At 43.7% G+C, this 24,569-nt stretch carries 19 protein-coding genes and 3 pseudogenes; 14 read left to right on the plus strand and 8 right to left on the minus strand.

Annotated elements, in window-relative coordinates:
- Positions 1–405: 405 nt before the first annotated feature.
- Positions 406–642 carry a hypothetical protein gene (locus tag RIG27_RS28590; RefSeq protein ID WP_446350519.1) on the minus strand — a complete coding sequence of 79 codons (237 nt, stop codon included), beginning with the start codon at positions 640–642 and terminating at the stop codon, positions 406–408.
- Between the two features lie 98 nt (positions 643–740).
- Between RIG27_RS28590 and RIG27_RS28595 the strand changes: the two genes are divergently transcribed.
- The 6 genes from RIG27_RS28595 to RIG27_RS28620 all read left to right on the plus strand — a co-directional run bounded on the left by RIG27_RS28595 (position 741) and on the right by RIG27_RS28620 (position 4,256).
- Positions 741–1,196 carry a type II toxin-antitoxin system antitoxin SocA domain-containing protein gene (locus RIG27_RS28595; protein ID WP_446350520.1) on the plus strand — a complete coding sequence of 152 codons (456 nt, stop codon included), beginning with the start codon at positions 741–743 and terminating at the stop codon, positions 1,194–1,196.
- Entirely contained in the window at positions 1,193–1,711 is a 519-nt protein-coding gene (locus tag RIG27_RS28600; RefSeq protein WP_446350521.1) for a hypothetical protein, read from the plus strand. The genes RIG27_RS28595 and RIG27_RS28600 overlap by 4 nt, the downstream gene beginning before the upstream one ends.
- Positions 1,712–1,869: 158 nt before the next feature.
- Positions 1,870–2,040, plus strand: a complete 171-nt coding sequence (locus tag RIG27_RS28605; protein WP_446350522.1) for a hypothetical protein — start codon at positions 1,870–1,872, stop codon at positions 2,038–2,040.
- A gap of 497 nt (positions 2,041–2,537) precedes the next feature.
- Positions 2,538–3,227, plus strand: coding sequence for a DUF488 domain-containing protein (locus RIG27_RS28610; RefSeq protein ID WP_446350523.1), 690 nt, complete (start codon positions 2,538–2,540; stop codon positions 3,225–3,227).
- Positions 3,163–3,609 carry a DUF488 domain-containing protein gene (locus tag RIG27_RS28615; protein ID WP_446350524.1) on the plus strand — a complete coding sequence of 149 codons (447 nt, stop codon included), beginning with the start codon at positions 3,163–3,165 and terminating at the stop codon, positions 3,607–3,609. Before RIG27_RS28610 ends, RIG27_RS28615 begins: the two co-directional genes overlap by 65 nt.
- Positions 3,597–4,256, plus strand: a complete 660-nt coding sequence (locus RIG27_RS28620) for a dual OB domain-containing protein (protein WP_446350525.1) — start codon at positions 3,597–3,599, stop codon at positions 4,254–4,256. The genes RIG27_RS28615 and RIG27_RS28620 overlap by 13 nt, the downstream gene beginning before the upstream one ends.
- 109 nt (positions 4,257–4,365) lie before the next feature.
- Here RIG27_RS28620 and hcp read toward each other — a convergent pair whose 3' ends face one another.
- The gene (gene hcp, locus RIG27_RS28625; RefSeq protein WP_446350526.1) at positions 4,366–6,015 is read right to left on the minus strand and encodes a hydroxylamine reductase; all 1,650 of its coding nucleotides are present in this window, start codon (positions 6,013–6,015) and stop codon (positions 4,366–4,368) included.
- Between the two features lie 427 nt (positions 6,016–6,442).
- On the minus strand, positions 6,443–6,802 hold the full coding sequence (locus RIG27_RS28630; protein ID WP_446350527.1) for a hypothetical protein: 360 nt from the start codon (positions 6,800–6,802) through the stop codon (positions 6,443–6,445).
- Between the two features lie 953 nt (positions 6,803–7,755).
- On the opposite strand from RIG27_RS28630, the gene RIG27_RS28635 reads away from it, so the two are divergent.
- The 6 genes and pseudogenes from RIG27_RS28635 (at position 7,756) to ctpC (ending at position 12,581) form a co-directional block, all read left to right on the plus strand.
- Entirely contained in the window at positions 7,756–8,703 is a 948-nt protein-coding gene (locus RIG27_RS28635) for a GNAT family N-acetyltransferase (protein ID WP_446350528.1), read from the plus strand.
- The gene (locus tag RIG27_RS28640) at positions 8,700–9,029 is read left to right on the plus strand and encodes a hypothetical protein (protein WP_446350529.1); all 330 of its coding nucleotides are present in this window, start codon (positions 8,700–8,702) and stop codon (positions 9,027–9,029) included. Before RIG27_RS28635 ends, RIG27_RS28640 begins: the two co-directional genes overlap by 4 nt.
- A 126-nt stretch (positions 9,030–9,155) precedes the next feature.
- Positions 9,156–9,365, plus strand: a pseudogene (locus tag RIG27_RS28645) (restriction endonuclease); the annotation flags it as partial.
- 127 nt (positions 9,366–9,492) lie between these two features.
- Positions 9,493–10,418, plus strand: a pseudogene (locus tag RIG27_RS28650) (ABC transporter ATP-binding protein).
- Between the two features lie 179 nt (positions 10,419–10,597).
- A pseudogene (locus RIG27_RS28655) lies at positions 10,598–10,828 on the plus strand (ABC transporter permease); the annotation flags it as partial.
- Positions 10,829–11,288: 460 nt separating this feature from the next.
- On the plus strand, positions 11,289–12,581 hold the full coding sequence (gene ctpC, locus RIG27_RS28660; RefSeq protein WP_446350530.1) for a carboxyl-terminal processing protease CtpC: 1,293 nt from the start codon (positions 11,289–11,291) through the stop codon (positions 12,579–12,581).
- 187 nt (positions 12,582–12,768) lie between these two features.
- On the opposite strand, the gene RIG27_RS28665 is transcribed toward ctpC, so the two are convergent.
- Positions 12,769–12,948, minus strand: coding sequence for a hypothetical protein (locus RIG27_RS28665; protein ID WP_446350531.1), 180 nt, complete (start codon positions 12,946–12,948; stop codon positions 12,769–12,771).
- 152 nt (positions 12,949–13,100) lie between these two features.
- Positions 13,101–15,161, minus strand: coding sequence for an elongation factor G (locus tag RIG27_RS28670; protein WP_446350532.1), 2,061 nt, complete (start codon positions 15,159–15,161; stop codon positions 13,101–13,103).
- Positions 15,162–15,561: 400 nt separating this feature from the next.
- On the opposite strand from RIG27_RS28670, the gene RIG27_RS28675 reads away from it, so the two are divergent.
- Positions 15,562–16,617: a tetratricopeptide repeat protein gene (locus RIG27_RS28675; RefSeq protein WP_446350533.1), complete on the plus strand. Its 1,056-nt coding sequence runs from the start codon at positions 15,562–15,564 to the stop codon at positions 16,615–16,617.
- A gap of 234 nt (positions 16,618–16,851) precedes the next feature.
- Here the strand turns inward: RIG27_RS28675 and RIG27_RS28680 are convergent, their stop codons facing one another.
- Positions 16,852–19,710 carry a CHAT domain-containing protein gene (locus RIG27_RS28680; protein WP_446350534.1) on the minus strand — a complete coding sequence of 953 codons (2,859 nt, stop codon included), beginning with the start codon at positions 19,708–19,710 and terminating at the stop codon, positions 16,852–16,854.
- Between the two features lie 218 nt (positions 19,711–19,928).
- On the opposite strand from RIG27_RS28680, the gene RIG27_RS28685 reads away from it, so the two are divergent.
- Positions 19,929–21,494 carry a leucine-rich repeat domain-containing protein gene (locus RIG27_RS28685; protein ID WP_446350535.1) on the plus strand — a complete coding sequence of 522 codons (1,566 nt, stop codon included), beginning with the start codon at positions 19,929–19,931 and terminating at the stop codon, positions 21,492–21,494.
- Between the two features lie 129 nt (positions 21,495–21,623).
- On the opposite strand, the gene RIG27_RS28690 is transcribed toward RIG27_RS28685, so the two are convergent.
- Together RIG27_RS28690 and RIG27_RS28695 are read right to left on the minus strand one after the other, a co-directional pair.
- On the minus strand, positions 21,624–22,793 hold the full coding sequence (locus RIG27_RS28690) for a serine hydrolase domain-containing protein (protein WP_446350536.1): 1,170 nt from the start codon (positions 22,791–22,793) through the stop codon (positions 21,624–21,626).
- 179 nt (positions 22,794–22,972) lie between these two features.
- On the minus strand, positions 22,973–24,481 hold the full coding sequence (locus tag RIG27_RS28695) for an HlyD family efflux transporter periplasmic adaptor subunit (RefSeq protein ID WP_446350537.1): 1,509 nt from the start codon (positions 24,479–24,481) through the stop codon (positions 22,973–22,975).
- Positions 24,482–24,569 lie beyond the last annotated feature (88 nt).

Consider the following 24,569-nt stretch of genomic DNA (forward strand, 5'->3'; position numbering starts at 1 on the left):
GATGCTCAATGTAGCGAGCAAGATGCTCAATGTAGCGAGCAAGATGCTCAATGTAGCGAGCAAGATGCTCAATGTAGCGAGCAAGATGCTCAATGTAGCGAGCAAGATGCTCAATGTAGCGAGCAAGATGCTCGCACTACTACTACGGCAAAGATTTCGCCATAATTAACATTAAGGTTTAAATGCCGAACGGCTTAAGCATTTAGGTATCACCGAAACCCTTGATTTACCGTAGGGTGGGCATTGCCCACCAGCCTCATCTGAGTGTGCCATTTAAGTTAAGTTAATATACCGGACACAACCAAGTGCGATCGCGTCTCAGATGCTGGAGTTGCCCAATCGCACCGTAGACGGTATACCAAGCTATTATGGTGGTGACTAGCCCTTAGTTCGTGTCACCCATATCTATCTCTGAGCCTTTAGCTCTTCCACCTGAATTCGAGCAGTTAAGCAAGGAGCAGCAAATTGATTACGTTCAACAACTTTGGGATCTAATAATTGCTGTACCTGAGCAGATACCTGTTCGGTGAATGGCATCTCGAAATTGTACGCGATCGCGTTTCCTCGCAGGATGCCACACAAAAAATACGTGGAATGAGGTAAAGCAACGACTAATGAGCAAGTATAATGAACGCAAATCACTAAGAAGTACGATAAAATTAAATACAAGTTTGCTATACCCCTAAGCGGACGTGGTTTAACAAATATTTACATAACCTTTTTACAAGGAAATAGTAAAAATGAAAAATCAGTCAAATACAAAAAGAATAGCTGAAATTATTTCTCTTGTTTTACGGTTAATGGGAGGTTATGCCTATTCAAAAACTAAACTTGTAAAAATAGTTTATTTGCTAGATATAATACAATCCAGAAAAGGAAATAAACATTTTAGTACAGCAACTTATAAAAGTTATTACTACGGACCTTATTCAGATGATATAGAAGAAGCAATAAATTTACTGGATAATTTGGGCTATGTAGAAGTTGGCAAAAAAACCAGCGTCAATGGTAACACTTACTATACATTTACATTGAAAGATACACCTTATTTGGGTGAGTTAAGTCAGAATGAAAAAAATGAGATAAGTAAATATACTTCTCAATTAGTAGAGCTAGAACGGGGAAAATTATTAGAGTTAGCGTACAGTACAAAAGAATTTGAGAATACTCAATTTGGTGAAGAAGTTAAATTATGAATGCAAAAGAACGCTTTCCTTTTACGGTTCATAGAAATACTGAGTTTGACAGGTTAATTGACAATTTAATCAATACAGGTGTAATTGATTTAGTTAAGATTGACTCTGCATACAAAATTGAAATCAATAAAATTGATGTATTTTATGAAATTTTTACAATCATATTTTTACAATATTCAACGCCAGATATAAGCAATATTTTATTGTCCAAAGAAACTCAACAAATAATTTTGAATGGCAATAATATTGGATATATACTTGAAGACATATCAAGTGAAGCATTAGAGATTTTGACAATCCTAATAACAAAAGAAGATGACGCTGATTATGAAAATGCTTTTAATGCACTAATTTGTGTTTGTCTGGGAAGTATCAAACCTTGCAAATTGATATTTCCTAATACTTATACAGCGTTTTCCATGCTGGTAAGGTACATTGAGAATAAGACTTTTGCGCTCACAGAGGCTAACCTCGTCTTGTTACTGTACCTCACTAGACTGAGAAATGCTGTATAACTGAACTGGGTAGAGATACTCATGAGTTTGATGTTTTTGCTTGCACAAACGAAGATAAGTATATCCTTGTTGAGTCAACAAGAGGATTTGACAAGAAAGTTGACAACATTGATGAAAGTTATACATGGCACTTTAAGAAAGCTGTTTTCCGAAAATGGATGGTTGAAAAAATATATAGTATAGAGTGTAAATTAGTTTATATTTCTTTAAAAGAACTTTTCTCTGGAAGTTCATCTAAGCCATCCCTGCCAGAAGAACTTAATGAAGAAGCTACGATTTTAGATGAATCTAGGGACAATAAACTTATATCTAAACTCCTGCAATTATAAGGTTCTAATATCTCTATTATAGATTTTAATGAAAACCTATTAATGTCTTTAAACAAAGAAAAAATAATCAATTCAGTATACAATAAGATTTATCAAAAGTTATCGGATGCTTGTTCCTAAGTGGGATCTTAACATTGTTCGCGATCGCGTTTCCTCGCACGAGACTGCACAGACGAATACATGGAATAAGGTAAAGCAACGACTAATGAGCAAGTAGGTTGGGTTGAGGTACGTAGGCGAAGCCTTCTCGTACTCCGTAGGAGAACCCGAAGGGTAGAGTAACCCAACTCGCACGGGTTAGCTTGAACGTTATATACAAACCTGACAGGCTCCCGATGTAACATTTGTAACACTTGCCGAAAATTTAGCACCTGTCGAGACAAGAGGTTTGATGGTATCTGCAAAAATCGGGATTTTCTTTCCAGTTTGCTTGTCATACTCTAAGAGATGTAGGTAAGATGAAATTGATAGACTAACCTTCTGAGGAGCAAGTATTGATGGAGTTGTTCACTATTGGTCACTCTAACCACACAATAGAAGGTTTTATCTCTTTACTACAGCAACATGGTGTCACTGCTCTGGTTGATGTGCGTTCACATCCATACAGCCGCTTTTTGTCACACTTCAAACGCAAAGAGTTTGAAGAAGCTTTATCAACGGAAAAAATTGACTATCTGTTCTTGGGACAAGAACTGGGTGCAAGATCCAACAACCCACAGTGCTATGTTAATGGAAAAGCTGTTTATGAGAAGATTGCTGCAACTGAGACATTCCAAAAGGGAATTCAAAAAGTTTTAAAGGAATTAGAGAAACACCGAATTGCCTTAATGTGTGCAGAAAAAGATCCTTTAACTTGTCACAGAGCAATCTTAGTTTGTCAACATTTACGGCATTCTAATTTGCAGATTAATCACATTTTGAAGAATGGTATTCTAGAGTCTCATTTTGACCTAGAAGATAGAATGCTCAAGAAGCATGGTTTTATAGTTAATGGGCAACCAATTCAACTTTCTCTATTTGACAACGAATTGAGTAAATTGCCATCAAGAGAGGAATGTTTGGAAAAAGCCTATAAACTTCAAGGTGATGAAATTGCATACGTAGAGAAAAGGAATGATGACCATGAGCGATCAAATCAATCTTTTCACAATCGGGTTTACTCAAAAGAGTGCTCAAAAATTCTTTGATACCCTTAAAGAATCAGGTATCAAGACAGTTATAGATACTCGTCTAAATAATATTTCTCAGCTAGCCGGATTTACAAAAAAGAGAGATTTGGAGTATTTTTTAAAGACGATTTCAAATATAGACTATGTTCATCTTTTAGATTTAGCGCCAACAAAAGATATTTTGGATGAGTATAAGAAGAAGAAAAGAGATTGGGAAACATACGAACAAAAGTTTTTGCAGCTTATAGCTGATCGTCAAATTGAAAAAAAAGTCTCTCCGGATCTGATGGATGGTGCTTGTTTGCTCTGTAGTGAAGCCAAGCCTCATCTATGTCACCGTCGGTTAGTTGCTGAGTATCTCAACGGAAAGTGGGGCAACATTAGTATATGCCATCTATGAAGAAAATTATTTGCCTTGCCAATTCGTGGAAACTAGATGAACGTTGCATTGCTGGAATTGATCGCGATACGGGTAAATGGGTTCGTCCTGTTTGCGATGATCGATATCCTGAAGATGGTCGGATTCCAGAATGTATTCGACTTATTGAAGGTAGAGAACCAGAACTACTGGATGTTCTAGAAATTCCACTTTCTGATACTGGCAATAATTTTGGTTTTGAATGTGAAAACCTATCAGTTTTAGATGGTGACTGGAAATGTTTAGATAGAGTACAACAAACTAATTTACTCAGGTATTGTGGAAACACACAAATACTTCATAATTCGTGGAAATATGTTAATCCTTCTTACTTACAGTCTCTACCATTTAAACAACGTCGTACTATTCAGTTAGTTCACAGTGTCAGCTTTTCTGCTAAAAACAGTGGGTATAATAAGTGGCGAGGTACTTTTCAAACTACTAATGGTCAATGTTTGAAAGATGTAAAGATCACAGATCCTGTTTTTGTTGACAAACTGAACGCAGGATATCAACCTAAAAACAACTGTTTGTTAACAGTGAGCCTCAGCATGCCTTATACACCTTATTCTGAGTGGGAGGGTGAAGCTCCGTGCTGGAAATTAATATCAGGTGTAATAGAGCTATAATATACACTTGAATGTGACTGCCCATCCCCATAGCTCGAACTAAAACCAGCCAACCCAACACCTAGACAAAAGGGGCGCGACAAAAGCCACACCCCCTCACCTAACTAACTCAACCCAAACAAGCCGCCAAATCCTCATCTGGTGTTGTAATCGCCTTCAACTGATACTTCTCCGACAGCAATTTGAAAACATTCGGAGAAATAAACGCCGGTAACGTGGGACCCAAACGAATATCCTTAATTCCCAGATACAGCAGCGTCAACAACACAGCAACCGCCTTCTGTTCATACCAAGACAGAATCATTGACAAAGGCAATTGATTCACATCCATATCAAACGCCTTCGCTAATCCCAAAGCAATTTGAATCGCCGAATACGCATCATTACATTGTCCCACATCCATCAACCGAGGCAAAGAACCAATTTCTCCCAATTGTTGATCAAAGAAACGGAACTTACCGCAAGCTAAAGTTAGAACGATACAATCTTCCGGTACTTTTTCCACAAATTCAGTGTAATAATTGCGCTCTGGTTTCGCGCCATCACAGCCGCCAACTAGGAAGAAGTGACGAATCTTGCCTTGTTTAACCCCATCAATCACTTGATCGGCAACATTTAACACCGCATTCCGAGCAAATCCTGTCATTACCTGACGCGGGGGTTGCTCTTCCACAAACCCAGGCATATCTAAGGATTGTTGAATCGCGGGGCTAAAGTTGGGGATGTTACCCTCCTCCGCCGGAATATAGTTAATGCCGGCAAACCCAACAGGACCAATGGTAAATAGTTTCTCATCATAGGTTTCATGGGGCGGCATCAAACAATTGGTAGTGACAATAATCGCCCCCGGAAACTTAGCAAATTCTTTGGTTTGATTCTGCCAAGCTGTACCATAATGCCCGTACAGATGGGGATAGTTCTGTTTGAGTAAAGGATAACCGTGAGCGGGTAAAAGTTCACCGTGGGTGTAAACGGTAATCCCTTTATCAGCCGTCTGTTTCAGGATGGCTTCCAGTTGTCTGATATCATGTCCCGAAACCAGGAGAGCTTTGCCTTTTCGGGGATTCAGGGGAACAGGGGTTGGCGTGGGATGTCCATAAGTATTGGTATGTCCCGCATCCAATAATTCCATTGCCCGCAGGTTTATTTCTCCCACCTTTAAGGCTAAATTAACCCAATCATCCAAGGTGAAATCTTGATGATTCAGGGCATCTAAGGCTTCTTGAATGAAGTGATACACCTGCTCATCTTCTTGTCCCAATTCTTGGGCATGAAAGGTGTAGGAAGCAGCACCCTTAATCCCATAGAGAACCGTGAGTTTCAGGGAGAAGATATCAACATCCCGCGCCGATTCACTAATGAAGCCTAATGCCAAATCTTGACCCTGTTCGACTAAACTCTCATTAAAGTCAGGATGATACCCAGACACTCTTGTCCATTTGACGGGTTCTGGGCTAACTTCTTTGACTTTAGCTTTTAAATTATCTCGCTTCTCGATACAGTCACGGACATACTTGGTAAAGCGTTTCCGGTCAAAATTGACATTCGTCATTGTGGCGAATAACGATTCGCAGGTGAATACATCTTCATCGTGAGTAGAAATGCCTAATTGACGAGCTTTAATCACCACTGGCGCAAGTCCGCGCAAGCAGTAGACTAATAAATCTTGAACGGCGTTGAGTTGAGGACTTTTACCACATGCGCCCCATTGATGACAGCCATTACCACTGGCGGTTTGTTCACACTGTTCACAAAACATGAGTTACTTTTTCCTATATTCAGTTTCTCTATCCCTACTCTAGGAAATTTTTGGCAGATAAGGCTTTAACTTAAGTCAATTTTTGTAATCTCCGGCAGTTTGTAAAGAAGTTTTACAGTTTCATGTCAGCTTTTTGGGCGCAAGGATGGTGTCCCTACAAATACAAGGCTAATGGTTCAAATCTACCTCTATCTTTAGGTAGAACTTTAAGTTGTCAACTGTTTAGCCAAGGTTTAATGTCTCTCCAGCGTCTAGCTTCAATGCGATGCTGTTTGATCAATCGGTTAAAGTCTTCGGTATCCGTTGTGGCAATAATTACGTCTATTCCGATGCTCTTAATAACGACGGCTTGAGCAGCTATGATTAAGTCTGCATCGTAGGCTACATAGGAATTATTGCGGGCAAAAGCCCATAATTCAGCCGCTTCTTACATTACGTTTCCCTCTTCACAGGTAACGGGAAAGTATGCAACTCCTTTTTTTGTAATTAGCGCATCTAACCGTTGAATAGCTTTACCCGCTATTTGTTTCTCGGCTTGGCTAGCTTTTCTATCACGGATGCGTCTGAGATGATCGCGCCTTGCTTCATAGTCAACAATTTCGGATATAGCTATAGGATATCCTTCATTTATCAGCTTTTCTAACCACTCATTGCATTCAATGGCTTCTCTAATCGATTCCTTAACTTTGCTTTCAGCGTTTGGAGTCAATCCAGTTTTGCTTTGATCAACTAGAGGATGTATGAGTTTACCAATGACACCCGGATCAAGAAAAATTAATGTGCTCATGGATTAGGTGGCTAGTTATCCGATAGCTTGTCAAGTTCATCCATGTCCTCTTGACGCCAGGAACGTAGAGTAGCAATGAGTTCTGCTTTGTCGTCTGTATCTACTGCATTTTTAGCATCTTTATAAAGTTGTTTGTAAGAGAAGCTGGGCTTTTTTACAGTTAACGGTTCTGAATGAACACTGGCTGTGACTTCTTGTGCTTTCCTGGAAAGCAGCTCATTTTCGCTTTTCTGCTCAAACGACGATATTCTCCAAAGAATAAAGCTAGCACAACGCTGAATCGTACCAATATTTGCAGAACAATCGTTCTCTTCTATGTTTTGTTTAAACTCTTCGCTTTTTTTTACATTGTCGGCAAAAAAATCATTTCCTTGGCTAAAATTTTAATGGATTTTTTGGATTCCAAAGAAATGAATTCCCAGTAAGCTGTCATGCATTTAAATTGCGTATTAGTAGCGAGCAAGATGCAAAGCCTGCGGCATGGCTTCGCTTAACGCACTACAAGGATTTCGTCATTGTTTACATTAAGGTTTGAATGCCGAACAGCTTAATCATCAATTCCTTCTGAAAACAACGTAAGCGCTTCAGCAATTTTGCTGCTTGCCGCTAAAATGCTACCCATATTTTTGGGTTATTTGGCTTCAATATTCATAGTTTTACTATAGCATTTATCAATTTCTAGGATCGGTCAATTAGTACAGCCTATTCTACATCCAGAATCGTAAGCAGAACATTACTATTGTACATCCTCAAAGTTAATCAATCCTTAACGTGCAAATTTCAGTAGTCAATTGATTGGGGGACAGAAACCGCTTCAGATTGGGCGACGAGTTCACCCGGTTGGCTGAATCGACAGGATGAGGTGCTATTTGTGCGCCGAGTTGTAGTATATATGTAGTAAAGCACTTATCGAGTTGCTTAAATTGCAGCAACTAACCCATCTGCTTAATTTTATGATAACTCTCACCATGCGCCCCCATAGGGTTGAAGCCGACTTCGACGCGATCGCACTCTTCCTAAAAACCTGTGAAGCGGTTGATTTGCCTAACGAGTACCCCTCAGTGTCCGATATATTAATGCAATTTGATGCACCCTCAGTGGATCAGCAACGGGATATTTGCTTGTGGGAAGATGCAGAGGGTCAATTAATTGTCTTGGCGGGGTTAATGATTCCCACAGTTGGGGAAACAGTTGATGGTTTTCTCTGGTTTCGTGTTCATCCCACAGAACCCCTTGATATTCTCTACAGTGACATTATCCCTTGGGCAGAATCACGAATGCAGGAAGTGCGTCAAGAACGTTGTCTGGCGGTAAAACTGCTGGCTGGTGCTGGCGCTGAACAAGCAAAACGCATTACTTTCCTGGAAAACTGTGGTTTCCGGATTGAGCGCTATTTTCTTACCATGGTGCGTTCACTGTCTGAACCGATTCCAGAACCCCAGTTACCTGATGGTTTTACCTTGCGCCCGATTCAAGGTGAACCGGATGCTCAAACGTGGGTGGAACTGTTCAACGATACGTTTATCGATCACTGGAATTATCACCCAGATACCGTTGCAGCCTTTAACCATAAGCTGAAAAATCCCGAATTTCGACCAGACTTGTCTGTGGTTGCGATCGCGCCTGATGGTACTTGGGCGGGATTTTGCGACTGTTACATCCCCAAAGATGGGAATCAGGGCTGGATTAATCCGGTGGGTACGCGACGCGGTTACCGCAGGCAGGGTGTAGCACGCAGTATGTTACAAGCCGTGATGCAGCAGTTAAAGGTAGAAGGTATGGAAACCGCCATGCTGTATGTGGATGCTGAAAACCCTTCAGGGGCGCGGCGGTTATACGAGTCTGTGGGTTTCCAGACAACACACACTCAAATCGCTTATGTTAAGGATATGGCAGGATGAGTAGTATTATCCGGCGTCCCTACCGTGGGGAAACCGACTTAGACGCGATCGCGAATTTGATCAATACCTGTGAAGCTGTTGATCAGCTTGAGGAAGGTACATCTGTCACGGAACTTAAGCAATCCTTTGATGACCCCTGTATCGATAAAGAACGGGATCTTTTTCTTTGGCAAGATGCCGATAATCAGCTTATCGGCTTTAGTCGGCTGTGGATTGTTCCTACTGATACAGTAATTGATGGATTTCTGGGGTTTCGGGTTCATCCGACAGCACCTCTAAAAATTATCAGTGTTTGTGAATCAAACTCAATGCTGGTAGATTTATAAAAATGAGGATGGATGTAGGGGCGACCCGCTGGTACAACGTAACAATGTTGTCCATTTAATAAACTCGGGTCGCCCTTTACTCAACCCAATCTTTACTAACAAAAAATGGCAGTTAGCTATGAAGTAGGTAGTTCAGCTTCTGGTATAGACTTTCCAGGGTTACAGGTGGATATGAAAGTAACGAGTATCCGCCAACCTCAGTCATCCTGCCCATTTAAATCTGCCCGCCAGAAGATTTTTGGTCTCGGATATAGCTTGTTGATATTTGTCTATGAAAAATCAGATAATAGCCAGAGCCGTACAGCTAGGCTAACTATGCAACATACTATTTTTGTTGATAAATGCTGACGTGGAAAATTACAAGCAGTTGCAGCATTTATCCGGTATCGATAAAAACTAAATGAAGGTGACTCTATTCTCTTGACAATAAAGTAAACAATCGGCGGTGTAATTACCATTATTTATGACTCTGACAACGGCTCAAACTCAAACCCAGTCCGTGGTACTCACGGCTTATGACTTGTGGAAATCTTATGGTTCAAACCATGTTGTTCAAGGTGTTAACTTTACCATAAATTCTGGAGAAATTTTGGGTCTGCTTGGTCCTAATGGTGCCGGAAAAACTACTACAGTAGGAATGCTTTATGGTGCAGTAATTCCCAGTCGGGGTTTTGTTCAACTTGGACAGTATCAAATCCAATCTCAAGGACGTTTGGCGCGTTCCTCGATGGGAATTGTTACTCAAGACGATAATCTTGACCCCGATTTTAGTGTCTTCGATAATTTGATTTTCTTTGCCCATCACTACCGGATTGTCGGCAAAGTGGCTCGAAAACGGGCAGGGGAGTTATTGGCACAAGTGGGGTTGCAAATGATGAACTGTCTGGTGGCATGAAGCGGCGTCTGGTGTTGGCACGGGCGTTGATTAATCAGCCGCAAGTGGTATTTCTGGATGAACCGACAACTGGACTTGATCCCCATGCACGACAAGATTTTTGGAAGTTAGTCAGTCAGCTTAAGCAAAAGGGATGTGGGGTGCTATTGACAACCCACTATATGGATGAAGCGCAACGATTGTGCGATCGCCTAATTTTACTCCAACAGGGTAAAATGATTGACCAAGGCACTCCTGAGGAATTGATTGAGCGTACTGTTGGCACAGAGGTGGTAGAAATTGAGGGCATTTCCGCAGAAATCCTCCAACAACTCGCCCATCAGTATCAAACCTGGTATCGCTCTTTTGGCAATGGTTACCTGATTGGCTTACCAGCAGACAACCCCCACCCTCTTTGGGAATGTCTGGATGCTACCAATCCTTTTAGCTTAACCCGTCGCCATACCAATTTAGACGATGTATTTTTGCATCTGACAGGTACATCACTTGAATAATTTTTCATTTGTCATTCGTCATTTGTCAAAGAATTATCCCATTTCGTCTGGGCGGGTTTATTGGCATCTGGGTAGCAAAAAACGATTGGAGTTAAACCCGCCCCTACAGTCATCTGTTAACTAAGGGATCTGCCACAAAGGATTCATTCAAAACAAAATCTTTGAAATCGCAAATCAAAATGAAAGGCATTTCGATTACCCCTTGGGGAGTCTACTCAGTCTGGCATCGTCATGCTAGGGTTTATCAGAAAACCTGGTTAGTAAATAGCTTACCTCCGCTTTCTGAACCAATCATTTATCTCGTCGCTTTTGGCTATGGGCTTAGCCCGTTAGTCGGTGATGTTACCTACAACGGTGAAACGGTTCCCTACTTACAATTTATTGCCCCCGGTATGATAGGAATTGGCTTGGCGGCCTGTCGAAGTTCAGTCGAGCCGCGCTCACGCCGAAGTCCGAACCGATGAATCGCCATTCGAGTCTGAAAAAATTTAACCTAAAAAATGTATCCCAGAATACGAAAAATCAGGTGAAATTTTTCCTTGCTCCTCTGCTCCCCGGTTCCTCTGCTCCCCGGCGATCTCAACCGCAAAGTTTTCGGTCTACTGAATTTGTTTGGTGGCGGGAAGGGAGCAGTGACCGATTGAATGCCTGGAAACCCTGATAGATATACACTGTAGGGATTGGATTAGGGCAAATACCGCCCCATTACCCTTTACCTATCCCGATTTAAAACTCAACAGCCATTACATCCGGACGGCAAGCAAGTTAGGATGGATAACAAAGATGTGCAACAGGAGCGTGCTGGCATAGCCTGTGTTAGAGTGAGCGTAATTCCTTTGCAGTCGTTTTCCTCCAGCTTGTGAAAGGATTATGGTAATTACAAAACGTAGCCTCGTAGTCGGGGCGACCGCAGTAGTCTTAACAACGGTTGCAGTTACAGGGGCTGGTCTGCATTTATCTCAAAGTCAGGCTTTCTTCCAGGAAAGCCCCAAAGGGCTAGTCGATGAAGTCTGGCAAATTATCGATCGCCAGTATGTAGATGCTACCTTCAACCAGGTGGATTGGCGAGGCATTCGGAATGAGTATTTAAACCGTGAGTATTCTGACAAGGAAGAAGCTTACGAAGCCATTCGGGAAATGCTCAAGACACTGGACGATCCCTATACCCGATTCATGGACCCCGAAGAGTTCAAAAACATGCAAATTGATACCTCTGGGGAATTAACGGGTGTGGGGATTCAAATCGCCCAAGATGAGGACACGAAAAAGTTGGTGGTGATTTCGCCAATTGAGGATACACCAGCGTTTAAGGCTGGTATCCTAGCAAAGGATCTAATCGTCAAGATTGACGGTCAGAGTACCGAAGGCATGGATGTTAATGACGCCGTACAACTGATTCGCGGGAAACCGGGTACTGATGTGATCCTTACCATTCAACGCGACGAGGAGGAAATCGACTATACAATCACACGGGCGCGGATTGAAATTCATCCAGTACGCTACAGTTATCGGAGTACACCCACGGGTGAGATTGGTTATATTCGCTTGAATCAGTTTAGCGCGATCGCGGCACAGGAAATGCGAGAGGCGATTAAGGAGTTAGAGACAAAGGATGTTAATGGCTACATCCTAGATTTGCGCTCTAACCCTGGTGGATTACTCTACTCCAGTATTGAGATTGCCCGTATGTGGCTCGATAAAGGGAAGATTGTATCCACCGTGAATCGTCAGGGTAGTTCCAATGAAGAGATTGCTAGAAATCGAGCCTTGACCGATAAACCGTTAGTTGTCCTAGTCGATGGCGGTTCAGCTAGTGCGAGTGAAATTCTGTCGGGTGCCTTACAAGATAACGAACGAGCCACTTTAGTCGGAACTCAGACCTTTGGCAAAGGCTTGGTACAATCGGTACGCGGACTCGGAGATGGTTCTGGTTTAGCGGTGACTATTGCTAAGTATCTGACGCCCAGTGGTCGTGATATTAATAAGGAAGGAATTCCGCCAGATATTGTCATAGAACTAACTGAGGAACAGCGCAAGGAATTACAGAAGGATCGGACTAAAATTGGTACGCCAGACGATCCCCAATATGTAAAAGCCCTAGACGTTCTCAACCAGGCAATTGCCGAGGAACCCAATGATCGGGCATCAGTTCAAACTCCATAGGTAGTAGGGATGTAGACGATGCATGTTCTAGACGTACCATCACACATCTGGCGAAAACGAAAGTCATGTCAATCTGATCATCCTCTACCCATTTACCCATTGACGACTAACTTCTCAGTGCCATCAGTGCGACAGAAAGCCCCCACCCCCACCCCAATCTCTCTGTCTAATCCGTGAAATCAGTGTTTTAGGCAGGTTGGCATTTTCCTGCCCGAATCAGTCCAACTCGACGTGCGATCGCGTCTTGTGGATAGGCAAAAGGTCCCCAGCGTTCTGATTCTTCCTCACCTTCGAGTTGAGTGCTGGGAACAATTTCGCATTGTCCATTTTTGTGCTTGACAATATACCATTTTTGTGTATCAGACATAGGGACGCTGTACAGCAGCTTGGAGCGTTTCCGGCAATTGAATTCTACGCAGAAGACCTATTTTTGTTACAAAAATTAAAATTGTTTGTAGTCAGCGCTCAAGTGCTGATGGCGAAGAGAGCGCAACTACAAACCTAGCTTAAACTCAGGGTTTATCCGTTGCCATTCCCATTCCCCGTAGTCGCCAGGACATGATCAGCCAACTTACCCGGAACTTCCTGGAGATGGTCATACTCCCAGTTAAAGAAGCCAATCCCTAAGGTGAGCGATCGCAACTCTATGATAAAGTCATGCATTTCCGCCTGAGGCAAATACCCAGACACTCGATCCCATCCGTTCCAACCCGAAACGGGTTCATAGTTGAGAATTTGTCCCCGACGTCCGGATATCAGTTGCAGCACTTTCGAGGTAAATTCCGTTGGCGCTGACACCTGAATTGTCATAATCGGTTCCAATAAAACCGGATTACACTTGAGCATTCCTTCCGTCATAGCCACTCGTGCGGCTTGTTTAAACGCCTGTTCCGAACTATCGACGGAATGATAAGACCCATTGGTTAAGGTGACTTCTACATCGACGACAGGGAAGCCTAAAGGACCTTGGGGCAAATACTCCCGCACCCCCGTCTCAACGCCCGGAATATACTGTTTCGGGACAACACCACCGACAATCGTTTCCGAGAAGCTAAAGCCTTCACCGCGCTCCATGGGCTTAATATCCAGGTACACATCCCCAAATTGCCCATGACCGCCACTTTGGTGCTTATAGCGCCCGTGAGAGGACGTAGATTTACGAATCGTTTCTTTGTAAGGAATCCGGGGAAGGTGAGTATCCATCGGCAAATTATATTTGCGCCGCAATCGGTCTAACGCCACTTTTAGGTGTATTTCACCTTGTCCCCAGAGGATAATTTCATGGGTATCCTCATGTTGCTCCCAGGACAATGATGGATCTTCTTCTAAAAGCTTCGTCAGCGCCCCACTGAGCTTAACTTCATCTTTGCGCTGTTCGGCGGTAATCGCTAAGCCATAGACGGGTTTCATTGCTGGGGCTTTGGGTAATTCTTTTGCTCCCTTCTCCTCTGTACTCAGAGTGTCACCGGTGTGAATCCCCTCTAATCGTCCGATCGCAACAATATCACCTGCCTTTGCTTCTGGGGTAGACTGCTGTTGCTGACCAAAGATATGGTATAATCCACCAGCCCGAATTCCATTGAGAACTGAACCATCAGTGAGTTGACCTGTCCAAACTCGTGCCAATGAAAGTTTGCCCCCTTGGGGAGTGTAATAGGTTTTCAGCACCTGGGCTACGGTTGCGCTACCTTTACCCGTCAATCCCCGACGTTCCGCCGTGGCTTCTGGGGCGGGGGCTTCCCGTAATAGGGCATCAATCAGGTGGCGCACCCCATAATCTTGTTCGGCGACACCGATAAATACAGGCACAATTAAATCCGCCCCCAATTCCATTTTTAGGTCCTTGACAATTTCCTCTTGGGGCGGTTCAATTTCCTCTAAGAGTTCTTCGAGTAAGTGGTCATCAAAATCTGCCAAGGCTTCCAGCATTTCTTCCCGTGCGGCATGTTCGGCGTCTTTGAGGGAGTCGGGCAGGGGTACAGGGTCAGCCGGAGCGCCTGTATGATAATGAAACGCTTGTTCAGTGACTAAATCAATAAACCCGATTAGCTGTTCTGCTTTGCCAATCGGGTACTGATGAGGAACAATGGGGCGGGAGGATACCCCTTTCAAGGCGTCTAAAATCTGGCGATAGGATTGACCGCAGGCTCCCCCGTCACAGGAAAGTTGATCGATTTTGTTGACAAAGACGAGGTGAGGGATTTTCCAGTCATCCAGAAACTTGAATAAGGGGGCGAGCATCAGCACGCGATCGCTCGTGGGTTCGCAGACGACAACAGCCGCATCGACGCCCATGAGCGCATTATAGGTTTCTTTGGCAAACTCAATCGAACCCGGACAGTCAATCCAGTTGAAGCGAATCCCCTGGTATTCGGTACTGGCGACATTAATCTCCACCGTCATCGTGCGATCGCGAGCCTCGGCTATGGCATCGCCTACGGTATTTCCATCTTTGATGTTCCCTTTCCGAGATGTCGCCCCGGTAACGAACAACAAACTTTCTAACAGGCTGGTTTTACCACTCAAATAGGGACCAACAATTGCCACATTACGGGTGGCGGTTACGGCGTTTTGGTTCATATTTTCCCCCAGACTAATGTTAATCAAGTGATCGGTTAAGGGAGTGAGGTCTTGTCTCCTCTCTAAGTTAAGCGATTGGCTCACCTCTTAATCTGCCCATCTGTGGCATTTATCGCATTATGGATATGGAGCAGATGAGCAACTCTCTGTTTATCAAATTAGCGCGTTCTGTCCTCAATTTGATCATCTCGCCAGGTTGGGTCAGGAAAATTACTGTTAAGTTAAGTACGGTTGCTCCTCATTAATGACTTCTAAGTTTTATGTATATCCTCTCGCTTGACAGCTAATTTTGTGGAAAAATGGTATAATTTTATCGCCACATCAGCTTAATATTTTTTTAACAATGACAGCTTGCTGGGTAGGGAAGCCGGGGAAAACGTTTGAGATCAGGTTCAGCTAAATGATGAAACACCCACGTACCCGTAAAAAACCTTCTGCCTTGTACTATCAATTAAGCTTACTGTTGCTGAGTATTAGCGTCGGTGCAATTGCTGCTAATCATTCTCATGCGTCGGATAGGGTGGGAAACGTTCCCATGAACCCAAACGCGCCATGGCAGGTCTCTACATGCACCCCTGTACCCCTACACCCCTGCACCCCTGCACTGCTATTCCAGACAGAACCAACTGACTATCTGGCTCAATCTATCCCTCCTCTGAAGCCAACCCAACCCGCTGCACTAGAACAGCTAAATCAGGGATTGAGGTTAATTCAGCAAGGGAATGTCGCCGACGCGATCGCAGCATTTCGTCAAGCGGCACAACTCAACCCCCAGCTTGCCCCAGCGCACTACAATTTAGGATTAGCCTTGCGTCAAGCGGGACAGTTACAAGCCGCTGCAGATGCGTTTTACCAGGCGGCTCAGATCGATCCCAAGTTTGCTCTAGCTTACGCGAATTTAGGCGCGGCGTTGTTGGAAGGGAAGAATTTGCCCCAAGCACGGGAGGCGTTGAGACAGGCGATCGAACTTGATCCGGAGTTGGGAGTTGCCCATTATAATTATGGGTTAGTCCTGTCTGAATTGGGAGAATATGAGGTTGCGATCGCGGCATTCCAGAAAGCGATGCAGTTGAGCGGCAATGCGCCAGAACCTGCGTATCATTTGGGACTGGTTTATCTGCGACAGGGGCAGCTTGAGCAGGCGAAAGCCGCATTTGAGCAAGCCATCAAAATTAGTCCCCAATATCCAGAAGCTTATTATAATCTAGGGTCAATTTTATTTGAACAGGGGAATTTAGACGGAGCACTAGAAGCCTTCCGCCAATCCGCCGAAAGTAACTCTAATTATGCCAATGCCTATTATGGGGCAGGGTTAGTCTTTCTGCGCCAGAATCGATTACGTGATGCCCAGCAAGTTCTACAATATGCTAGAGACCTTTATCAGGCTCAAGGTAACGCTCAGTGGGCAGCCTCTGCCGAACAACTGTTGGAGCAAACTCGCTATCCTAATCGTTAGCCAATACCGAGTAGCAAAAAACGGGAGCATCCCGTTTTGGAAACACCATTCCCAAAAGCAACGATATATAGCAACCGCCATAGCTGTTAGGACACATCATTTATGTGTGTAGAGACGTTGCATGTAACGTCTCTACAATGGTGCCGAAAGTCCTAATCGATGTGTCTACTGCTATATATCGTGGAAAGGTGAGGCTGTGGGAGAGTTTTTGGCTGGGGGAAACTTCAGGCTAAATCACAACCCATTGCCAATTAAAATAAACGGTGCCCAATAATAAGGATGACTAAGACGATTCACCACTTCAGGTTTTAGCCCATTCCGCACCCGCACGGCTACCCTAGCACCTCGTTGTTCTCCCAAAGCCGTATAATCACCCGTAATCAGAGCAATTTGGGCTTGTCGCAGGGCTTCAGCTTTCGTGATAGCCTCACCTTGCCATGCCGCATAAAAGGCATTCATCAAGGCTTGAGTGCCGCCATCATCCACCGTCCATAATGAAGCAAGAGAAGCCCTAGCACCAGCCCTCTGCATCTGATAGCCTAGACCGAGAATTTCTGCACCTGTACCCAGATTGCCACCAAGTCCAGTTTCGCAGGCAGAAAGAACCACTAAATCCACGTTATTTAGGTTCCAGTTGCGGACATCAGCAATGGTAACAGGAGTCCCATCACCAAAGAGAATAAACGATTCTTCCGGGGTGCCGACTACAATTGCCCCGTGAGTGGCAAAATGTAAGACAGTATGATCACCCATTTTCGGTTTCGTGTCTTCAAGATTGAAGGCGTTATCAAAGAGTTGAGTGGTATTAGGAACCGTTTCGGCTAACGTTTCCACTTCCACTCCAGCATAGGGCAAACCGCCAAATTCAAACTGTTCTTGACCCATGGTAAAGCTGTAGTGTCCTTGGGTAAATGCCCCCGCCAAAATCTTGAGTTGGGATTGGGGTTTTGTGTTGAGTTCAGTCAGAGAAGCCGCCGTAATATTATTGATGCGGTAGCGTTCGACTAACCATTGTTCACCATCGTGCAAAGCCGCAAGCGGAATGTAGCGAAGTTGTCCATCGGGGGCGTAGATCAGGGTTTCGGCATCTGCTGCGGTAAGGTCATTTTCTAAGGGTTTAATCAACCAGTTGTAGAGTTTTTGGGCTGGAGCTTTAGCATTATAGGTAGGGTTTCGTAAGGCTTGATGTAACGTTAAAATTTCCTGATTAAGTTGTTCTTTAGTAACGGCAACGGTACGGCGAATAGGGGGAGAGTCAGGGGTAGTCAGGATAAGTTCAATGCGGTCATCTAGAATTAGGGGATAGAAAAGGACGGCATTTTGGTGCAAATTCTTGAGGTTATCTTGTAAGCCGATCAAGTCTTCTAAATCGTCTACTAAATCCGGTTTGCGTGTCTTGGGAGTGAGTTGAGCAATCAGGGCTTCTACTTCGTCACTTTCGATAAAAGTGTTGAAATCGGCGAGAATTGTTTCTTGGGCGTTCACGAGTTGAGCGATACGCTGTTCCTCTTCGGGAGTGCGATTGCTTTTCTGTCGCAATTGGGTCAGTTCTTTCCCCAGAGTAATGGCTTGATCAAGAATGGCTTGGTAGTTTTCTGTAACTTGTTGTTCTGGGGGTAAATTGGGTACGCCTTTGGCTGTATTTCCTGTACCGCGCACGTTTCTAAAATAATCGTCGAGTTCTTGGACTTTGAGTAAATCGAGGACTCGTTGGGCTTCGAGGATACGGTTTTGTTGTAATAATAAATCTGCTAAATTGCGATAATCTTCAGCAATGGTTTCAGTGTAGGATTCCTGTTGGTCTTGGGAAAGTCCCTTGATATTATCCCGAATCGCTTCTCTCACGTTGACCGACTGCTTGAAGAAAATAATCGCTAATTCTGGCTGATTCTGTGCCTCTAGCAAGTAACCAATATTATTGAGCGTATGTCCTTGATCTCCTTTGTCACCCGTTTCCTGGGCAATTAGTAAAGCTTGCTGGTAGAAATTCCAGGCTAATCCGTATTGCTCTAGTTCAAAGTAAACTCTGCCTATATTGCGGAGAAACAACTCTTTTAATGGCTGGTTATCAAATGACTTGCTAATGGCTAAAGCTTGCTGCAACAACTCCAAGGCTAATTCGTATTTTCCCTGTTTGAGATAAACCACCCCAATATTATTGAGTGTCAATCCTTCCATCAATTTTTTTTCTTCTTTATCCCTGTCGCTAACTGTTTTGAGGTCGGCTAAAGCTTGCTGGTAAAAATCTAAGGCTAATTCGTACTGTTTGAGCTGGAAGTGAATATCCCCAATAGCATTGAGTGCTTTCACTGCATTCGGATAGTTCACAACCCTACCGTTAGGTAGTCTATAGCTTATACTTTTGGCAAGTTCTAGGGCTTTCTGATAAGACTCCAAAGCTAGGTCATATTGTCCGAGTAACTCATAAATTTCCCCGACCTCGAAATTGACGTTCGGCAAACCCCACAAAGCAAATTCCTTACGAATTGACAGCAATTGATGATAGGATTCCAACGCTAATTGATACTCTCCTAAGCTTCTGTAAGCAAAGCCCATTCGATAGAGAATGTATCCTTCCGATTCCTTTCGACGAAGTTTTCTCTCAATAGTCAAAGTTTGTTGGAATTGATCTAGGGCTTCTCGATATTGATTTTTCTCGATGAGCTGACGAGCTTGGGTATAATACAGATTTGATATCACAATGAGGGCTTGTCTATCCCTAGAGTCAATTCCGACTTCGCTACTAATTAGCAAAAATCGCTGATAGTAATTCAACGCCTGATCATAGTCTTCTATCTCTTCGTAAACTTGCCCAATATGGTAGAGGGTTTCTCCGATACCCGCATTGTCGCCTATTTCTTGATAAATTAATAAGGCGTCCTTGAAGCTGCCTAATGCTCTTTCAAAGTTACCCCTGACCTGGCGATGGAACCCTTCTCTAAACAGCCGATCAGCTTGATTTTTCTTATCTTGGTCTTGCTCGGAAAGAGTCTGCGCGACTGAAGGCGGAAGACTCAAGGTAGGTAGTAAGAAGGCAGAAGTTAGCGTAAGCAGCAGCGTGGCAAAGCTGAAACTGACTAGATTTAGACGCATGGTTCAGTCCTCGATCACGGGAAAGTGCAGATAGCTGGTCAATTATCTATCTTTCATCGGTCAGGGAGACATTCAGTATCTTTCTTGTTGTGTTAAACAGTAATAGGTACAATAGCACGTCTAATTCAGTTGTACAACTCAGATAGTTGCTTGGCAATTCGATAACAATATAGACAGTACTTATGAGAAGTTTACTAACGATGAAATTGACTAGCACAATGGCTCTGCTGATAAATTTATGGGCATTCAGTAGTTGGGAATGGGAAGTCACTCAAGCGGCTGAACCGAGTCAGGGGAGTTCTTTTAAAGAGTTATGTCAACAGCAAGCCAGTTTGTCAGTTGAGGCGGGACTAACCGTACAGGTGCTGTTAGCAGAAGTAGACACCAATGATTGTGAACTCGCTGCCGAAAATCTGTCAAATCGCACTATGCTTATCCTCAATGACGAAGAAGTCAGTGATCTGAGTCCTTTATCAGGACTAACCAACTTGAAGGAGCTTGTTCTCAGCGGCAACCAAATCACTGATGTTACCCCTCTAGCAAAACTCATCAATCTCACTCGGCTTTCCCTGGATAACAACATAATTACTGATGTTAGCTCTCTAGCAAAACTACAAAACCTGGAATCGCTTTCCCTCAGCCGTAACCAAATCACTGATGTTAGCTCTCTAGCAGAACTACAAAACCTGACTGGGCTTTACCTTAGCCACAACCAAATTACAAATGTCAGTCCTTTAGCAAAACTACAAAATCTGCATTGGCTTTACCTTGACAGCAACCAAATCACAAATATTAGCCCTCTGGCAGGATTACACAACCTGCACAAGCTTAACCTAGAAGACAACCAATTCACAGATATTAGCCCTCTTTCCGAACTCACAAACTTGACTGAGCTTGACCTCACCCTCAATCAAATTACAGATATTAGTCCTCTGGCAAAACTTACTAACCTGGAGACGCTTTTTCTCACTCTCAACCAAATCACAGATGTCAGCCCACTGGCAGGACTAAAAAATCTGGACGCCCTCCTCTTAGAAGATAACCACATCACCGATATTAGTCCTCTAGCAAAACTCACTAATTTGAAGAGTCTTATTCTCACATACAATCAAATAACAGATATTAGTCCTCTTTCCAGACTGCAAAACCTGAAATGGCTTCGCCTCGATAACAACCAAATCAAACATATTAGCTCTCTGCCTCTGGCAAGTCTCACCAGCCTGGAGAGCCTTGACCTAACAAACAATCAAATAACAGATATTAGTTCTCTTTCGAGACTACAAAACCTGAAATGGCTTAACCTTGACAGCAACCCAATCACAGATATTAGCCCTCTGGCAAAACTCACAAGTCTAGAAAGACTTGGTCTAACAGACAATCGAATTACAGATATCAGTCCTCTAGCCAGACTCACCAATCTGAAGCATCTTATCCTCACCGACAATCAAATCACAGATATCAGTTCTCTAGCAGAACTCATAAACCTGACTGAGCTTAATCTCAACGGCAACGAAATCGAAGATATTAGTTCTCTTTCCCGACTACAAAATCTGAACTGGCTTTACCTCTACGACAACCAAATCAAAGATGTTAGCCCTCTGGCAAAACTCACAAGCCTGGAGAGACTTGACCTAACAAACAATCAAATCACGGATATCAGTTCTCTAGCGGGACTTACCAGTCTGGAAGTGCTGTACCTTACAGGCAATGCGATTCCTTCGGATAGCTCCGCTAACGCGCAACCAATTTGCCCAGTCAGTCCTCCAGATATTTGCTATTTTTGAGAACTCGCTTGATGGGTGAGATTGTGATAACCCTATTTTAACTGGAGTTTAAATGGGAGCAATACGTGCCCCCGACTTCTTAAAGAAGTCGGGGATCTTTGTACCTCACTTACAGATCAAAGCGCTGTATCAATCAAAAGCGGCTTCGTAGGCATCACGTAAGATAGTGACCAAGGATGGGGATTTCTGAATCGCTGTATTACAAAGAATAACGGCATCGACGCCATCATTGGTTAGGAACATACCTGTCCGGGTTCCATAACCGTTTTGAGTCCAGCGCCCTGAGTGTCCCCAATAGCTACGACCGTTTAAATTTGACTTAATCGGAGCAACTCCTAGGCGATATTTTCGGGTACCTTCATTGAGCATATCTACCAAAGTTGTGTCACGATCAATAATTTTACCAAACCGCAAAAATACCATGAGGCGCACATATTCAATGGCAGATAGATACATACCGTAGGCTCCGCAAACGGAAGAATAATCATTATCTGGCATCGGTGTCCCACCGCCAGATTGCCATCGCCACGAATAGGCACTTGAGTCGTTCCATTCACAGGACGCATTCTGAATCCCTGCGGGATCAAACACATTTTTCTGCATGAAGGATAGATAGTCTTCCTTGGCAACACTCTCAATCACTTCGCGCAGGAGGCAGTAATTCATGTTGGCATAGTTGTAGGCTCCTGGCGCATCGGGTTTAGTGTTCAACGCCGCTTCGATTTCGCTACAGTAAAACTCTTGGGCAGTATCAACTCCGCCAGAGTGACTTAGCAGTTGCTCAAGCGTAATATTTCTGTATAAGCTGTCGGCATTGGGATATTTACGTTCGATGAAGTTATAAAAGCCAGATTGTAGGGTGATGTCCTTGTTCATTTCAATCAAACGTAACACCCCAATTGCCGTGACGGGTTTGGTCAGGCTAGCTAAATGCACTCGACTCGTCGGCTTCATCTTGAACACACCAACGCCTTGGGAGACTTTATCATTGGCGAAACCTAGACCTTTTGAGGCGGCTAGCTGACCGTTCAGTGCGATCGCGTAAGAATAGCCAACAAAGGAAAACTGAGGCATTGCCTGTTCAATGTTAGCCGCCATTTTTAGGGGATCGAAAGAACTGGGCAATGCTCCCAAGTTCAATTCGGGTATTAATGCTGATCCGGCAGGATAGACCGTTTGAGGAATCCCAAAAATCACATTTGGGACAAAGCTTTCGATATCTTCTGCTTCAATTCGGGCATTCGTTAATTCTTCAGGAAACGGAACGTTGGGGCGACGACAGTGGGTATTATAAGTCATATCTCTGTTTCAGCATTAGCTTGTGAACTCTTTGATTGACTTATTAGGGGTGGGTTTTTAAAATTATGAATTTGAGTGAACCAGATGAGCGATATCATGTGATAAATTACTGTAATATTCTTCAGTTAAAACAAACTGAATAGGGCTAAATTTTAGTCACATCCTGCTTTTTATGGTTCTCAAAAATTGGCGGCTAGCCTTGCTTTCCTGAGCAAAAAGGTAAGCACTGTCTCTTCTTGTGCAAGAATATCAGCTTTGCCTTCCATCCCGAATTGAAGGACGCATTTATTGTTGCCTTGACTGAGAAACAGGCGTTCTGGCTCAATGGTTACCTGGTAGAATGCTGCAATTGTTGCCGTCTTCTGGCTAGCAGCTACTGTCGCGATCGCAGATGTCTGATTTGGGTTCGATTGAATCGTATCCTCAGATATTTGCCTGACTACACCGTTGAGTGTACCGTAATCGGGATAGGGACAAGCCGAGACGCGCATTTGCACAGTTTGACCGACGTCTAATTTACCAATATCAGCCGGAGATACAGCAGCTTTTATTTCTAAAGGCACATCACTGGGAACAATTTGGGCAATGTTTTGTCCAGGTTGCACCGTTTGACCTGGGTTGCGTAGATTAAACTGGGAAATAATCCCATCAGCCGTGGCTCTAATCGTGGTTTGCTCTAAATCAAGGTCAATTTGTTGGAGTTCCTGGTTATTTCGTTCTAGCTGTTTCTGGATTTCAATGCGCTGTTGAATCAAGGCTTCTTTTTCTTTCGCTAATATGGCGAGACTCGCTTCACCCGTCGCTTGTTCTTGAGCGATAGCCAAAGCTGCGATCGCAACGTCTGCATCACTGGGATTGAGACTGGCTTTGGCGCTTTGCTGTTTGGCTTGAGCCGCTTTAACTGCTTGTTTTAACTGCTCAATGGTTTGGTGTTGTGCCTCAACAGTGGCTTTTTGTGCCTCAACGGTTTGTTTGTGCTGCTCAACCGACAGTTGGGCTTCTTCCAATTGATTCTGAGAAAGGGCACCCAATTGGGCGATCGGTTGATAACGGTTGAGTTTAGAACGGGCAGCATTTAACGCCGCTTGACTAGATTTTAAGTTGGCTTGAGTTGATGTTAATTGAATTTGCGCTTTTTGTAATTCGTTCTGTGCGCTGCTCACATTTGCCTCAGCTTCTTGGAATTGGGCATGACTGGTAATGTCTAAATCTCGATAATCCCGTTGACGGTGACTCAGTTGGGCATTAGCTGAAGCAACAGCGCGGTTAATTCGATTCGTTTCTGCCTGAATCTGACGATTTAGGGCGCTAATTTGGGCGCTAACTTGAACCATTTGGCGTTGTGCTTGCTGAATATTAATTTGCACTTTCTGTTTTTCAGTTTGTAGGTTAGAATCATCAAGAGTAGCTATAATATCTCCCTTTTTTATCTCTTGATTTTCCCTAGCGGAGATACTAATAACCGAACCCTGTGTAGCCGTCTGAACTAACCGCAACTCTCCAGCCGGACGTACCTGAGCTTGAGCTTTTACGGTTACTCTATATTTCGTTACCGAACAAAGCGCGATCGCGACACCCACCGCACCAACCATGAATAGTCCGCCCCACCTTGTCCAACGACTTATTGGTGGCAGAAATTCATTGTTTTGAAGAAGCGGTAAAAAATCTGGGATAGGAGTACTGACCATGGTAATAATGAGTAGAATGAGCGGATAAATCTGACTTTTTACAGTATGTAGTGCCTCTGTAGGGGCGGGTTTCACGAATATCTTTTCG

The sequence above is a fragment of the Coleofasciculus sp. F4-SAH-05 genome (assembly GCF_040222985.1).
Lineage (GTDB): Bacteria > Cyanobacteriota > Cyanobacteriia > Cyanobacteriales > Coleofasciculaceae > Coleofasciculus > Coleofasciculus chthonoplastes.

Bases quoted from the DNA above. Each gene is read 5' to 3' on its own strand.
- RIG27_RS28595 (WP_446350520.1), top strand. From the start codon at position 741: ATGAAAAATCAGTCAAATACAAAAAGAATAGCTGAAATTATTTCTCTT.
- RIG27_RS28600 (WP_446350521.1), top strand. From the start codon at position 1,193: ATGAATGCAAAAGAACGCTTTCCTTTTACGGTTCATAGAAATACTGAG.
- RIG27_RS28605 (WP_446350522.1), top strand. From the start codon at position 1,870: ATGGTTGAAAAAATATATAGTATAGAGTGTAAATTAGTTTATATTTCT.
- RIG27_RS28610 (WP_446350523.1), top strand. From the start codon at position 2,538: ATGGAGTTGTTCACTATTGGTCACTCTAACCACACAATAGAAGGTTTT.
- RIG27_RS28615 (WP_446350524.1), top strand. From the start codon at position 3,163: ATGAGCGATCAAATCAATCTTTTCACAATCGGGTTTACTCAAAAGAGT.
- RIG27_RS28620 (WP_446350525.1), top strand. From the start codon at position 3,597: ATGCCATCTATGAAGAAAATTATTTGCCTTGCCAATTCGTGGAAACTA.
- hcp (WP_446350526.1), bottom strand. From the start codon at position 6,015: ATGTTTTGTGAACAGTGTGAACAAACCGCCAGTGGTAATGGCTGTCAT.
- RIG27_RS28630 (WP_446350527.1), bottom strand. From the start codon at position 6,802: ATGAGCACATTAATTTTTCTTGATCCGGGTGTCATTGGTAAACTCATA.
- RIG27_RS28635 (WP_446350528.1), top strand. From the start codon at position 7,756: ATGATAACTCTCACCATGCGCCCCCATAGGGTTGAAGCCGACTTCGAC.
- RIG27_RS28640 (WP_446350529.1), top strand. From the start codon at position 8,700: ATGAGTAGTATTATCCGGCGTCCCTACCGTGGGGAAACCGACTTAGAC.
- ctpC (WP_446350530.1), top strand. From the start codon at position 11,289: ATGGTAATTACAAAACGTAGCCTCGTAGTCGGGGCGACCGCAGTAGTC.
- RIG27_RS28665 (WP_446350531.1), bottom strand. From the start codon at position 12,948: ATGTCTGATACACAAAAATGGTATATTGTCAAGCACAAAAATGGACAA.
- RIG27_RS28670 (WP_446350532.1), bottom strand. From the start codon at position 15,161: ATGAACCAAAACGCCGTAACCGCCACCCGTAATGTGGCAATTGTTGGT.
- RIG27_RS28675 (WP_446350533.1), top strand. From the start codon at position 15,562: ATGATGAAACACCCACGTACCCGTAAAAAACCTTCTGCCTTGTACTAT.
- RIG27_RS28680 (WP_446350534.1), bottom strand. From the start codon at position 19,710: ATGCGTCTAAATCTAGTCAGTTTCAGCTTTGCCACGCTGCTGCTTACG.
- RIG27_RS28685 (WP_446350535.1), top strand. From the start codon at position 19,929: ATGGCTCTGCTGATAAATTTATGGGCATTCAGTAGTTGGGAATGGGAA.
- RIG27_RS28690 (WP_446350536.1), bottom strand. From the start codon at position 22,793: ATGACTTATAATACCCACTGTCGTCGCCCCAACGTTCCGTTTCCTGAA.
- RIG27_RS28695 (WP_446350537.1), bottom strand. From the start codon at position 24,481: ATGGTCAGTACTCCTATCCCAGATTTTTTACCGCTTCTTCAAAACAAT.